Origin of the sequence: Acidovorax carolinensis (assembly GCF_002157145.1) — a bacterium.
Taxonomy (GTDB): domain Bacteria; phylum Pseudomonadota; class Gammaproteobacteria; order Burkholderiales; family Burkholderiaceae_C; genus Acidovorax; species Acidovorax carolinensis.
Genome location: NZ_CP021361.1, coordinates 531,328 through 545,676 on the forward strand (window position 1 = coordinate 531,328; position 14,349 = coordinate 545,676).

Consider the following 14,349-nt stretch of genomic DNA (forward strand, 5'->3'; position numbering starts at 1 on the left):
ATATTCCTTTTGGCTCCTGGCTTGTGGCGGTGCAAAAGCCCGAAACGCTGGTGGAACTCGGGGCGTATTCGGGCATTTCTTACATGGCATTTTGCCAAGCCATTCAAGAGCAGGGACTGCACACCAAGGCTTATGCCGTGGACACCTGGCAGGGCGACGCGCATGCCGGCGCCTATGGCGAAACTATCTACCAAACGCTCCAGCGGGTACACGACCCGCGCTATGCGGCGTTTTCAACCCTGCTTCGCATGACCTTTGACGAGGCCCTGCCGCAGTTTGCCAATGGCAGCGTGGATCTGCTGCACATCGACGGCTTGCACACCTATGAAGCGGTGCGCCATGATTTTGAAACCTGGCTCCCCAAGCTGTCGCAGCGAGGTGTTGTCCTCTTTCACGACACCAATGTCTTTCGCGATGACTTCGGCGTTCACCGCTTGTGGGCAGAGTTGTCGGCGCAATACCCCTCGATTGAATTCAAGCATAGCAACGGTTTGGGTGTTTTGCTGGTGGGGCGTCGCCAGCCGGTTGAACTGCTGCAGTTATGCAGTCAGGTCGCCAACCCGGATATTTCCTTGACGCAAGGCGACGCGCGCAGGTTTTTTTCCATACTGGGAGCTCGCCTGGAGCAGCGGGCCGAAGTGCTCATGCTGCAAAACCAGTTGCGCGACGCCGGTGAGCGTGAAACCATGCTGGAGCAGTCGGGCCAGCAGCGGCACCTGTGGATAGAAAACCTGGACCAACAGATACTGGCGCTGCAACGACGCAATGCGCAAGTTGAGCAAACCATTGGCCAAGTGAATCAGCAGTTGTCTGATGTCAATCGGCAGCTTGCTGCAGAAAAGGCATTGGTCCAGGAAATTTATGCTTCCCGCAGCTGGCGCATCACCGCCGGACTGCGTACCGCCGGGCAACTGGCCCGCCGTTGGGGTGTGGGCACTCTGCTGCGCCGTGCACGCAAAGCGGCAGGCTATGCTGTGCGGGGCGAGTGGCGGGCATTGGCAGGTCGCGTGACTGCTTTGCGACGTGAAGCCGCCATGGCCCAGCAGTTGAACATCGCTCCCGGCAGCATTCGGCACGTGGGTGTCATGGCCACACACCACACCCTGTTTGTGGCGCATTTGGTGGCCCATGCCTTGCACAAGGCGGGCTTTGCGGCAGACGTGATGACCGAGCCCCCCAAGGAAGGCTTTGTTCTTGACGCTTACTTCGTCGTCTGCCCGCAAATGTTCAAGCGCCTGCCACCCGGCGAAAAGCGCATTGCGTTCCAGATGGAGCAATCGGTCAGCTCACGCTGGTTTACGCCCGGGTACCTCAACACACTCGAGAATTCACTCGCCGTACTCGACTACGCGCAAACCAATCTGCAGTTCCTGGAGGAGCGTGGCATTGCCTATCCCCACACCTTCCTGGTGCCGGTGGGGGGGGTCGCGGGTTATGGCGAATACCTGCGGCACAACAACTTGCATCCCCAAGGGTTGGATGCACCATGCGATGTGCTCTTTTACGGCGACGTCAACGCCCCGCGCCGCCAGCAGCTGCTTGCTGCCATTGGCGAGCGTTACCAGCTGCGCATTGTGGGCAACCTGTTTGGCCCCGAACTGCACCGCGCCATGGCCAGCGCACGCGTAGTTGTCAATCTGCATTACTACGAAGGTGCGCTGCTCGAAACCACACGCATCCATGAATGCCTGTCGCTGGGCGTGCCAGTGGTCTCCGAAACCAGCGCCGACCAGTCAGAGCACGTCGCGCTGGAGGATGCCGTGCGCTTTGTTCCGGTAGGCAATGTGTCCGCATTGTTGCAGGCCATTGGTGACGTGCTTGGCGCCAGCCCACAACAAAGTGCCGCCGCTCAGGCTGCCCGTGAGGCGGCCGTGGCGGCCTCACAGGCACGCTTCGAATTCATGCTCTACCGCATGCTGCTGGCGCGGCGCTGGCTTGATTACCCGCAGTTTCAGGCACTCACGAGCACGACTCCCCTGCCTGGCCCGCACCTGGCACTGAGCCTGCCCGAGACCACCACACGCCGCGCCATGTTCGTTAGCCACCGTGCGCCCGGTGTGCAGGTGTTTGACGGCCTGCGCTACAGCCCCGGCTGGACAGGTTGCGCCCTCAGCTACAAATATCTGGCCCAGCAAGCCCTGGCCGCCCAGTGGCCGCAGCTGGAAGTCATGGAAGACGATGTGCTCTTTCTGCCCGACTATGCCGAGCACAAGGCGGTGGTGGATGCTTACCTGGCCCAGCACAGCGGGCAGTGGGACGTGTTTGTGGGCTTGGTGGCCATCATGCACCCCGACACCCGCGTGCTGGGCGTGGAGCGGCAGGGCGGCCTGGTGTTTGTCACCATCGACCGCATGATGAGCATGGTGCACAACACCTACGCCCCCACAGCATTGCGCCTGCTCGCCCAGTGGGATGAAACCCACGCCGACCCCGAAACCAACACCATTGACCGCTACCTGCAGACACAGCAGCAACTGCGAGTCGTCACCACCTTGCCGTTTTTGGTGGGCCACCACGAAGAGCTGCATTCTTCGCTGTGGGGCATAGAAAACAGCCACTACGCTGAAATCATTGCCGCCGCCCAGGCTACGCTGGAGGCCAAGGTGCAGGCGTTTGAGCAAGGCGTGCAGGCCTGACAAACCATTGAAATATCGCTGCTGGGTCCATCAAGGCGACCCTGTTGGGTGGATTGGTACGCCCGGCGCAGGTGGCACAGCATCATCAGGCAGTTTGCGTTTGCCAAGGAAATGAGATTACGTACCTGCCCGCGGCTGGCCACCATATCCGCCGCTTGACAGGCCCCTACAGATCAGGCCAATGGAGCAGCGCCGTGGCGTGCACCCTCATGGGCTGCGTTCTCGTGCCTTGTCTGGCGTGCGAGCAGTCGCCCGATGACGGATTGCCCCAGTGCAATGCCCCGTTTCTCGACCAGATGCCATGAAGCAAAGCCCAGCACCAGCGTCACGCCCAGCGACACCACCTGGTTGAAGTGCGTTCCCTGCTGCGGCAACATCCATTGCAGCGTTTGCTGCACCGGAAAGCCCCACAGGTACACCCCGTAAGACAGGTCGGAGCGCGGCTTGATTTTGCGCAGAGCCGCAAGTCCTGACAGGTAAAGGATGGCTGCGAACAGCGCAGCGTAGAAAAAATAGAACGAATACGCAGAAGACCTGAAAAGCAGGTACAGCAACACCAGCCCGCTCACCGTGGCGAGCCCCACCTCAATGCGCTCCTTGTAAAGCGCCAGAAGCGCGCCAAAGGCAAAACAAGGTGCCAGCAAGTCCACCTCGGACAAGGGCGTGCGCCATGTGAACAGCAGCCGGTTGCCTGTCAGCGGGTCGACCAGCAGCAGCACAAAAATGGCCAATGCCAGCACCGGTAAGCGAAACACTCCCACCATGAATAACGCCAGCAGGGCGACATAGGCGCCCACCTCATGGGGAAGAGTCCATAGCGAGCCATTGACTACCGCCTTGTCCGGGCTTGCCACAAAAACCCCGGCAGGCTGTAGTTCGTCTTCAGCAGCAGGTTGTCAAAAACATAGCGGTAAGTTGCCCATTGCGAGAAATAGTCACCCAGCGACAGCGCCGACACCAGGGGCCCCAGCAGCAGCGCCGAGGCAACCGTCACCAAGACCAGCGCGGGCCAGATGCGAAAGAAACGGGCAATGGCGAAGTGCAGCACATTGCGTTTGTGCAGCAGACTGTTGGTGACCACCAGGCCGCTCAAAAAGAAAAAAATCTTGACAGCCAGCGAGCCCGAGTAATCGTGCCCCAGCAGGCGCGCCACCACATCAACGCGCCCCGCCTGCGGCACCACCGCATAGGCATGTCCATAGATCACCATGCACGCGGCCAGCAGCCGGAAAACATCGAGATTGTTGTTCTCCTTTTTCAGGAGTTCAGATAGCTTCATCGCACATCGATTTTTGTTGGAGGTAGCACCCAACGTTAACTGATCCGGTGTTGCCGGTGCCACGCGGGCTGCAAAACGGTTGCGCTGTGCTGCGGTGCGCGGGTGTGAGGGAGCGCTGCCGCGCCAGATCGCACCATGTTTCAGGCCGAGTTCCCCAAAAAACAGTTGCAAAAATGAAACAGCCAAGTGGGCTTTTTGTCTCTTTTCTAGGGGCAAAGGGGGGCGGCGCGCAGTAAACCATACCTATAATGATTTCACCGATTGGGGGTGGTTGCGTGCTATGCTCCCTCCGGATTTCAGGCAAGCTGGGGTGTACTCTGGCGAGGACCCGAAAGCTGAACTAGTTCTTACTTTTTAACGAGGTTTTTCATGAAACTTACCAAAGTCGCTTTTGCAATCGCCAGCGTTCTGGCTGTTGTTGCCGGCTCTGCCAACGCAGGTCAAATCAACTCTTCTTCCGCTACGCTGGCGATCGAAGTGATCAAGACCAATGCTCAGAATGTTCGCGCTCCTTCTAATACCTACGGTTTTGCTGGTGATGTCGATGCACGTACCAACGAACAGCGTCTGCAACTGCAATACACGCTGAGCAAGGGCACTTGGACTGTCGGCGCTGGCCAGCGTTTCGCCGCTGTGGATACGTTGACGGACGTTTCCGGTACCGGCTTGTTGAATGTTGCATACAACGACGCACTCGATGCACCGTTGGCAGCGTTCCCAGCGGGAACCGCTGTCAATGCGTTCGTTACTGCAGACCGCAAGACCTTGGTGTTCAACGTCACGGTGCCAGTCGCCGCTACCAACCTGCTGAAGAAGCCACTGTTCACCGTGAATGCTAACGGTAACGTTGGTGTTGACAACGTTGGTATCAATGGTCTGTTGGACGTGGCCGGTGCAGCTGCTTGCGTGGCACCCGATTCCGCACTGGACATCAATTTCAAGCACTTCACCAACCACACGGGCAACACGACTGTGCAAACGGTGGCTTCGCCTGACTCCGAACACCTGCGTTCGGGTTCAACCAACGACGCTCGTCTGCTGAATTTCACGCAAAACCTGGACTTCCAGTTTGTGGCAGCTCCTAGCACTTCGCGCACCGATGCCGCAACTCTGAACAAGGCGCTGACTGTTGGTTCGGCAAACTGGACGGGTGCAACACTGATTGGCACCGCTACCGCAATCGTGCCACCAGCCGCAGCTCTCGCCGGCGGCCGCCATTACCTTGGTGCAGTCAAGCTGCGTCAACGCGGTAACGGTCTGGATCTGGATTACACGCACACCTATGGCGACTCCGTTGCTCCATTCGTTGCAGCCAGCCCCTTCATCGCAGCTGACTTCGATGCTGCAGTTGGAGACGACACCGGCACCTTGGACGACGGCAAGATCGAATTGAAGGACGCAACCTTCAAGCTGACGCTGCCTGCCGCATGGCCTGCTGGTACCACGGTTACTGCTACTGACGGTGCAGGTGCTGCGCTGGCAGGTGTTAATGCCATTACGATTCCCGCCGGCGGCGCAACCGAGTTGGTATTTACTGCTACCACCGATGCTGGGGCTGCTGCATTGGCCAATGGTGCATATATCTTCGCCGAATTCACTGGCACTGCATTCATTCCGCAAACCGGTGGTGTGGTGACGGTGGCTACGCTGACCAAGGATACCGTTGCCGGTACTCCTGATCTGCGCGAGCAAGACAACAGCTGCTCGGGCACGCTGACCGGCATCGGTGGCGGCATCAAGATCGACGTGCGCAACTACGCTGCGTACGCTACCTTCGGTGACACCGGTCCCGCCACCACGGTGCGCATCATCAACAACAGCGAAGCCCAAGCTGCTGATGTGTATGGCCAGATCATCTATGCTGACGGCACCTACGGTGCCTGGGGCAAGCTGGCTGACCTGAAGCCACGTGAAGTGCTGAACATGTCCAACAAGGACGTCGAAGCCAAGCTGACCAACGCCGCTGCAGCTACGAACCCCTTCGGCACTGCTACTGTGGGCTATGAAGCCAAGGGTGGTACGGCTGTTGTGGGCGGCTCCAAGGCCGGCATCAGCGACCGTCTGCGCATTGTGTCTAATACCGGAACCACGCTGCGCGTGCAAAGCTACATGGTGGTAGGTAGCTCGGTGATCGACACGTCCAACGCCCAAGGCGTGGACTTCGAGAACAGTGGCGATCGCGTGCCAGTCAATGCTCTGGACGCACAGCCTGTGTCGCAAGACGCCATCAACGGCCTGGGCAAGTAATCGGTTTTCCGCTTACGTTGATCAAAAAGGGAGCTTCGGCTCCCTTTTTTTATGCCTGCAGGGCGATGGAACTGACGGCAGCGGATGGGCAGGTTATGCAAAAATTCAATGCCAAAAGGGCGTGAGACGACCTGCGCTTTCGGCAGTTTCCAGCAGGTTGCTACCCTGCCGTTGGTGCAAGCCTTGCGAGAGAGTTGCTATAAAAAATGGAGCTTGTAGCGCATGTCTCTATTGCATTTGGGATGCAATGAGTATTGAAATGCGGCAACAGCAAGCGCAAAGCGCTCACATTATTGAATGTCCAGAAGGCATATGTTTTCTATTTTGTGTGTCCCCAGGCGCGCGTGGCTTGGCGGGGTGGCACTTTGCGAGTGGTCGCCAGCGCCGACTGAACAACTGTTGCGCAAGCCAGTGGATGATTTACCGGTGCATTTGGATACGGTTCCCCATGTGCTGGCGCGCAAGAAGCTGCGCGCGCAGCATTCAACCCGCTCGGCAACTACGCACGGTTTACTAATTCCGGGTCTCCGTCATGGCACAAACGCCAAGCGGAGAGATGGAGCCCCCGCCTGAACGGGTGAGTGTGTTCGACGTCGCCTCATCATGGGGGCACTGCGAAAGCAGTGGCGGCTGCCGGGCCCCCTCCACCGCGTGGGGGGCGGGCAGGTTAAAACCTGAACCGCTGCATGGCCACAGCACGCCCGTTGGGCAGGGTCATCGTGCCCTGTGTGGCCGTTGAAAAGCTGAATGCCAATGCGCCGGGTGTGGCGGGTTGCAGTTGCGCCTCGCGATAGCCACCGTAGAGTGTCTGGCCCTGCGTGTACACCAGCAGGCTGCTGCTGAAGCTGTTGGGCTGCGCCAAGGGTGCGGCGCTGGCATACCACACAGGCTGGCCCGCTTCGTTGTACATGAAGCTGGCCGTAAATGCCTGCTGACCCTGTATTTCCACGAAGAATCCACGCCCGCCTTCAGCCGGGTTCCACCACCAGCCGTTTTCACCCTGGGCCATGGAAGGCGTGAACGTGGTGGGGGTAGAAATGGGAAAGCGTTCCAGCAGTACCGTGCGTTGCATCAGGCCCCCGGCCTGTTTGATTAACAGGCGTCCAGATGTGGCTGTGTCGAAGAACAGATCTGCAGTGCCTTCGGTGGCAGGTGCGAAGGGGGCCTGGTAATTTCCTGCCAGGGTTTGCCCGCCGGCGTATTTCAGCAGGTCTGCCGTGTAGTGGGCGTTGGGCTGCTTTTCCAGGGTGCTGGCGTACCAGGTAGAGCGGCCATTGTTCTCGTAGCTGAAGCTGGCCAGAAAGATGCGGTTGCCCTGGCGTTCAATGGCAAAGCCCGTGCCGGGCTGGCTACGGTTCCACCACCAGCCAGTCTGCGGCGATACGGCAGGGGTGGTCCAGGCCAGACGATCCGAGGGTGAGCGCCTGCCGGTTAGCGTGGTCGTGGCCAGCGCACTGGCGGCTAGCTCATTCAGCGAGGGCTCGCCGCTAAAGGTTTTGGATAGTGCATACAGGGTGAAAACATAGCGGTGGGACGGTGTAGGCGGGCAGGGCCCCCCGTAGCCTGGCGCACCAAAGTCGTTAATGGCTTGCGAAAACAGGGCCGAACGCGCGGCATCAACAGCCAATGAGCGCGTACCGGCGGGTATGTTCCAGGCTTTCCAGTGCATCCAGTTGCCGCCATCGGGGTCTTGCACCACCAGCGCAAACGATTGGGTGTCACTGGGCACACCGCCAAACTCAAGAGGCGGAGACCAGTTGCTGCCGCTGCACTGGCCGCCATAACTGAAAGTGAAGCCATCTGGAATGGTGCCTTGCTCTGCAAAAGCGGGCGATGACAAGGTGAGTGGTGCCAGTGCTGCCGCAGCGGTACGGATGGAGGTTGGCGCCTGGAGGTTGGCGCTGGCCACAGGGGCGTTACTGTCGCCAGTGCCGCCACCGCAGGCAGCGAGCGCCATGGCTGCGGCGGTGCAGATTGCAGTACAAACGCCTGGCATGGGGAATGGTGCCGTGATGGGGGGCGGCGCAAGGCGCATGGAACTCTCCTACAAATTTTGGTTACATATTATTGAATCGTAAACATGTTTTTACAAGCCGCTGGTGCGTGCTTGCCTGCACCGAGGTCGGCGCCCCTGGTCGTGTCACCGTGCACGCCTTGTGTCAGGTGGCGCCTTGCTGTCACGCGCATGGGCGCCGTGTGTACTAGGCCGAGAGAGTCGCCGTATGGCGCTGGGGGTTTGCATGGCGCGATGTCAACCAGACACGCAGTGGGCGTTCAACCCACACAAAGCTGGCCCAGGCGGCAAGTAGCGCCAGGCAGGCGGCCAGCGCCATGCCATAGGCCAGCGGCAAACCGGTTTTCAGGGCCTGTGCCTCTGCCACGCGAAACAGGGGGTAGTGCCAAAGGTAGAGCCCATACGATATCTTGCCCACGGCCACCAACGGCGGCCAGGCCAGCAGGGCGGAACACAGGCTGGTCGGTGCCGCCACCAAAGACCAGACCAACAAGGCCGCAGTGACGGCTATCGCCATGTAGCCCCACGCAAACATGAGTGGATGGCGCCAGTCAAGGCTACCCATGCAGAGCAGCAGCAGGCTCAATGAGGCAAAACCCATGCCCGCCGTGGCGGGCGATTGTGGGCGCGCTTGGGCCTGGGAAAGTGCCACGTCGAGCGACTGGGGCAGGCGCGCGTGCAGCCAGCTACCCAGTGCACAGCCGCACAGCAGGGCCATGGCCCGGGTGTCCAGCCCGTTGTATAGACGGGTGGGGCCGGCGCCCGATTGGTGCAGCCACAGCATCCAGCACATGCTGGCCAGTGCGCCGGCCAGGGCCAGCAGAAAGACATGCCAGCGGCGGGCGGCATATCCGCCCATGGTGGCCAGCAACAAGGCCCAGAGCAGGTAGAACTGCTCTTCGATACCCAGCGACCACGCGTGCCCCAGGTAGTCTGGCGGATGCCAGTCGAACGCACGGGCCCAGTGGGTCATGGCGAGGAGCACGGTGCCCACATCGCGGGCCATTGTGCTGCCGGAGCCAGGTACCCAACCACCAGCCCAGCCTATGGTGTAAAACAATAGCAACAGCAGCAATGCGGGCTGTAGCCGCACAAGCCGCCGCATGAAAAAGCGGCCCCAGCGTATGCGACTTGCAGTATGCACTTCGCGCAGGAGCTGGCTGGTGATCAAAAAGCCACTCAGCACAAAGAAGATGTCCACCCCCAAGAAGCCGCCTCGAGCCTGGGGAACCTGGGCGTGAAAGAGCATCACGGCCAGCACGGCCACGCCCCTCAACCCATCGAGCGCGGGCCAGTAACGCATGCGGTGTTAGCGCTTTCTGGTGGCGTCAAGAATCTGGCGGATCAGCTCGGGGTCTTCCACAAGGGTTCCGCCCGCCGGCACGTTGACGCCATTGATGGTGGCGGGTGCGGGCTTGCCGGTGGGCGCCGCTGGGGCTGCGGAGTCGGGGGCGCCGCTGTCGGTTGCGCCCATGTTTTGTTGCCCTGGCGTCGTGCCCGCAGGGGTTGCCTCTTGCGAACTGGCGGCACGGTCGGTCAGGTTGATCATGCGTTCTTTTGGTGCGTCCTGCTGTAGCGGTTTGGGCGCCACGGCCGCTGGTGCCGCTGTCGGCGGCTTGCCGTTGCTTGCGGGCGGCGTCGTGGGCTGGGAGGGTTGGGGTGTGACGGTGTCGGGGGACTGCAGCACGTCAGGCGATGCGGCGCGCCGTGCATCACGGCTGGCTTTGACCCGGTCACGCACGCTTTGGGCCCACGTGCCCAGCGTGGCCTGATAGGCGTCTGTGGCGGCCTCGGCTTCGCCGCTGTCGTTGATGATGTAGGGGGTGATGAGAATCACCAGTTCAGTGCGGGCGCGTGTTTGTCCCGATTTTTTGAAGAGATGGCCCAGGCCGGGGATGTCTTTCAGGCCGGGCACGCCGCTGTCGCTGTCGGTGGCGGTTTCCGAAATCAGACCACCGAGCATGACGGTGGCGCCATCGCGCATGCTGAGCTTGGTTTCAATCGAGCGTTTGCGAATGGTGGGTGAGGTGGTGACGCCAGTGGTGGTGGGTTCGGCGCTGCTGACCTCCTGGCTCACTTCCAGGTCGATGCGGTCACCCGCATGAATGACGGGCCGCACGCGCAGCAGTACGCCAGTGTTACGGTACTGGATGGTTTGCGGCACTACGTTGTTGGTGGTGCCGCCAAACACGCCACCGTTGGTGGTAACGCCCTGGCTGGTGACGGTGGGCACTTCCTGGCCCACGTTGATGCTGGCGGACTCGCCGTTGCGGGTCATGATCTTGGGGTTGGAGATGACGCGTGAGTCGCTGTTGCTGGCCAGCGCTGAAATGGCCAGCTGGCGCAGGGGGTTGCCGCCCAGCAGGGCGTTGACGGAAAGCCCGCTGCCGCTGGCCTGTGCGTTGTAGGTGGTGCCACTGAGCCGAAGGGCTTGTGCACCCGAGCCCATCTGGTCGAGCTGCCAGCTGAAGCCCAGGCTGTTGTCGTCGGCCAGTGCGACTTCAGCCACGAGCACGTCAATCAGCGCTGACTTGACCGGGCGATCCAGTTCGGACAATAGCGAAAGCCATTGGCGGTAGTCTTCCTGGCTGCCGCCCTGGAAGATGAGGGAGTTGGTCGCGTTGTTGACCACCACGCGACGCTGGCGGCTGCCCGCCGCAGCGGCTGGCGCTGGTGTGCCTCCGGTGCTCGTTGTGCCTGCACTGGAGGCGGAGCTGGTGCTGGCGCCGCCGATGAGCTCGTTCAATGCCTTGGCCAGTTCTTGTGCATCGGCGTTGCGCACCGGATAGGTGAAATAAGCGCTGCCGGCCTGAACGGCATTGAACTGGTCGAGTTCCTTGACCCAGTCAAGCACATGCGCCATCACTTCTTTGGACGTGGAAAAAATGAGCACGCTGTTGATGGGCGGCAGGGGGATGAGGGTGATGGGGTCGCCCGCGCCCGACTGGCTGGACACGTTGTAGCCCTCGGCCTTGAGCACTTCGCCCAGGCGGCGCACAAACTCATCGGCACCCCAGAAGCGTGGCACGACGCGTGTGCTGTTTTGCCCGCGCAGGCTGGGTTGGTCAAAGACCTGGATCAGTTCCAACGCGACCTGCACGTCGTCTGGCTGGCCGCTGACGAGCAGGCCGCCCGAGTTGTCAGCCTCGAGCTTGACCTTGTCGCCGAGGATATTCTTGAGGGTGGGCACAAAAACCTGCGGGCGAACAGCTTCGGTTTCGATGTAGTGAAACACGGGCCGCAGTGGCAGCGGAACCGTGGGCTGGGCGCGGCCACGCCGCACCAGCGGCAGGGTGCTGGCGACGGAGGTAGAGGGAACAATGCGCAGCACGCCGCCGAAGTCTTGCACCGCCACGCCATAGCTCTTGAGCAGTTGGCCTGCAATTTCGGTCAGCCGGGCCGCCGTCATGGGCTTGGGGGTGCGAAAGGTGATGAGGTCGGTGCGGGCACTGACTGCGGAGTCCATCGAGTAGTTGAGCTGCAAGATGCCGCCATACACCGCCTGGATAAAGGCTGGCAGCGCCATTTGTTCAATAGAAACCGTGAGGTCTCCGCCAGTCTCGCTGGCCTGGGTTTTGGGTGGAACGGGCCGCAGATTGCCGGCAATGAGCGCCGGTGGCTTGGGGCCGGTGCTGATTTGGGTTTCCCGGGGAACTGATGGCGCCTGGGCGCCGACGGTGCCGGCGGCCCGGTTCTCTGCGTGGCGGTCAAACAGGATGGGGGCCGGTGCCGAGGGCGTGCGGTTGGCGCAGCCCGTGAGTACCAGGCAGGCAACTCCTAGGGTGTACAGAGATGGGCGTGAAAAAGACTTCATGAACAGTGGTGCTCGCGTGTGGGGGCAGGTGGGCCAGTCACCGGGCCGGTGGGGAGGCAGTTTTGCCTGTGCCGGAGCTAGGGATGGAGGCCGGGGGAGGGTTGTCAGACAAGACGGGGACGCCAATGCGCTTGCGGTTAGGCGTGACGACGCCAATGGTGCCAGGGCGTACCCAGGCGAGCTTGCCTCCGCCGGGCAGTACGTCGCCAATTTTCAGGAATCGGGGGGCGGGCTCACCGTCGAATTGCACAATGATCTGGGTTCTTTCACCCCGTTGGACCACTCCGGTGATGTACCAGTTGGGTGGCGTGATGGGCGCTGCACGAACTTGCCACGCTTGGTTGGCTGTGGTTTCCCACATTCTGTCCACAGCGTGGCCAGCCACTGCTCCGCCTGGAACAATGTCAGGCGCTTTGGTTGAGGGTGAGGATGCGGGATTGGCGGGCGACAGTATCTCTTCTAGCGGCAGTTCTGCCGCTAACGGACGGGGAAACGCGATGTGGGGGCCAGCAGCTTTGGCGCTGGGTACGGAAGCTTTGGAAGCGTTGCTGTGGGAGGTTGTCACGCTGTGTGCGCTGTGCTGGCCCCACCAGGCGCCCAGCATGGTCGCGCCGACCATCAGTGTTGCGGCCAAGGCAATGTTTGCGGTGGGTTTCATGCTCACGGATTCACCTTGCTTGCACTATTCAACGCTGCAGGGGTGGTTTTTCTTTCAGTGGACTGGCGTTCTGCAGAGCTTCTGGTGGCTGTAGCACTCTGCTGGTCCAATCCAAAGGTTTTAACGACAAAGTCGGCCCGACCGCTACGGACCGTGAATTTCTCAACTTTGCGCAAAACGGGGCCGTTTTCAATTTCTTGCAGTAGGGGCATGAGTTTGTCACCAAGGCCCGTGGTGACGCGCACGCTGGTACTCACCAGACCCTGCGGTTCTGTGGCAATGGCCGGACTGCCTGGGCGCGTTGCCGTGCCAGGGGGTGGAACGCGGCTGGACGATGTTTCGCCCAGTGCAGCCACTTGGCAGGGGGCTTCCAGCCGTTTGCACAGGTCTGCCATGGTTTCCATGGCTTCGGCGCGGAAAACGCCCATTTGGGAAACTTCGGGGAGCCGGTTCAGCCACGCAAGCTGGGCTTTTCCTGCTTCGTGTGAAAGTTGCTCCCAGTCGATCGCAGAAATGGCGTTTTCTTCGCGCTGACGCAAACGCTCAAGCCGCTCGCGCTCCGGGCGAATTTTCTCCAGTTCGTCTTGCCAGTCGAGCGTGATGGACCACCCCCCGATTAACAGTGCCAGCCAGATGAGCCAACGCAGGGATGAATTCATGGCCGGTTCTTGCTGTTTGAGTTCGAAGTTGCGGTTGCCGCATCGGCACGCAGGCGCCACGCAAACTTGAAGCCGGTGCCGCCAGACACGTCAACAAACCGCGCGTCGTAAAACCAGGGATGGCTTTCCAGAACACCTAAAACAGCAGTGAGGCGTGGCGAACCACCGCTAGTGGCGACCAGGGTGGCTTGCACAGTGGGGGCGTTGATTTCAAGCTCGCGCACGACCAAGCCTTGGCGTGTGAAGATGTCGGCCAGTTCGGCAATTATGTCGTGGGTGGTAGGTGCAGAGGGCAGCGCCTGCACCGCGTTGATCCAGGTCAGTGTGCTGGTGGTGCGTTGACGGGCCTGTTGCATGGGCTCCAGCTTCGCCAGCATGCGCTCTTGCGACTGCAAGCCTAGATCGATGGCTTGTTGGTGGGCTTGCTTCTGGCTGTAGATCCAGCTGCCCCATCCAGTCAACGTTGCAGTGGCGAACACCAGCGCAGCCGGAGCCAGGCTGGACCATTGAATGCGAGTGCGGCTTTGAAGGCGCGGTGTCAGATTGCGCCCCCATGGGCGCGGTGGGGCGACTGGGAGTAGCACGCCAGCGGGTGGCAGTGCAAGCGGCCAGCCCAGAGCGTGGAAGCCAGGGGTTTGTGCGTGCAGTGCGGCCCAGTCGCCAGCCCCAGGAGGTTCATCGAACCACATGCTGTCTACCAACTGGCGGTCTTTCCACAGCTGGCCTTCAAGACCGGGGCTGCCGGGGGCGGCAAGCCACACGATGCCGTTGCTCACTGGTGTGCTGTAGAGGCTGTAGGGCAGTGTGCTGAAGTGCTGTTTGCCGCCGTGCTTTTGGGAAAAGGCGGTTTCGATGGCCGCATCCCAAACCCACATATGCAGCCAGTTGCCTTGGCGCACCACGCACGACCCATACTTCGAAAATGGGGCCAGGGCCTGAACCTGCAGTTTGGCAAAGCTGGCCAGTTTCAACCGTGGAACGCCCGTGCACTCCACGCGCTGATAGGCGCAAAGATGCCGGGGCACCACCATGCGCAGAGCCT

General features: G+C 61.0%; 9 protein-coding genes. 2 read left to right on the top strand and 7 right to left on the bottom strand.

Annotated elements, in window-relative coordinates:
* Positions 1-29 precede the first annotated feature (29 nt).
* Complete coding sequence (locus CBP34_RS02565) at positions 30-2,636, top strand: class I SAM-dependent methyltransferase (RefSeq protein WP_157896416.1); 2,607 nt, start codon at positions 30-32, stop codon at positions 2,634-2,636.
* Positions 2,637-2,809: 173 nt separating this feature from the next.
* Here the strand turns inward: CBP34_RS02565 and CBP34_RS02570 are convergent, their stop codons facing one another.
* Positions 2,810-3,490, bottom strand: a complete 681-nt coding sequence (locus CBP34_RS02570; RefSeq protein ID WP_094097214.1) for an acyltransferase family protein — start codon at positions 3,488-3,490, stop codon at positions 2,810-2,812.
* Positions 3,466-3,915: an acyltransferase family protein gene (locus tag CBP34_RS20225; protein ID WP_094097215.1), complete on the bottom strand. Its 450-nt coding sequence runs from the start codon at positions 3,913-3,915 to the stop codon at positions 3,466-3,468. Before CBP34_RS20225 ends, CBP34_RS02570 begins: the two co-directional genes overlap by 25 nt.
* 369 nt (positions 3,916-4,284) lie before the next feature.
* Here CBP34_RS20225 and CBP34_RS02580 point away from each other — a divergent pair, with 369 nt between their 5' ends.
* Positions 4,285-6,162, top strand: coding sequence for a hypothetical protein (locus CBP34_RS02580; RefSeq protein ID WP_094097216.1), 1,878 nt, complete (start codon positions 4,285-4,287; stop codon positions 6,160-6,162).
* A 667-nt stretch (positions 6,163-6,829) separates the two neighbouring features.
* Here CBP34_RS02580 and CBP34_RS02585 read toward each other — a convergent pair.
* The 5 genes from CBP34_RS02585 to CBP34_RS02605 form a co-directional block, all read right to left on the bottom strand.
* Complete coding sequence (locus tag CBP34_RS02585) at positions 6,830-8,119, bottom strand: YbhB/YbcL family Raf kinase inhibitor-like protein (protein WP_157896417.1); 1,290 nt, start codon at positions 8,117-8,119, stop codon at positions 6,830-6,832.
* Positions 8,120-8,363: 244 nt separating this feature from the next.
* Positions 8,364-9,479, bottom strand: coding sequence for an acyltransferase family protein (locus CBP34_RS02590; protein WP_094097218.1), 1,116 nt, complete (start codon positions 9,477-9,479; stop codon positions 8,364-8,366).
* 6 nt (positions 9,480-9,485) lie between these two features.
* Positions 9,486-11,990 (bottom strand): secretin N-terminal domain-containing protein, encoded by a 2,505-nt coding sequence (locus CBP34_RS02595; protein ID WP_094097219.1) that lies wholly within the window; start codon positions 11,988-11,990, stop codon positions 9,486-9,488.
* A 660-nt stretch (positions 11,991-12,650) separates the two neighbouring features.
* Entirely contained in the window at positions 12,651-13,307 is a 657-nt protein-coding gene (locus CBP34_RS19315; RefSeq protein WP_157896418.1) for a hypothetical protein, read from the bottom strand.
* Positions 13,304-14,338: a hypothetical protein gene (locus CBP34_RS02605; RefSeq protein WP_157896419.1), complete on the bottom strand. Its 1,035-nt coding sequence runs from the start codon at positions 14,336-14,338 to the stop codon at positions 13,304-13,306. The genes CBP34_RS19315 and CBP34_RS02605 overlap by 4 nt, the downstream gene beginning before the upstream one ends.
* Positions 14,339-14,349: the final 11 nt, after the last annotated feature.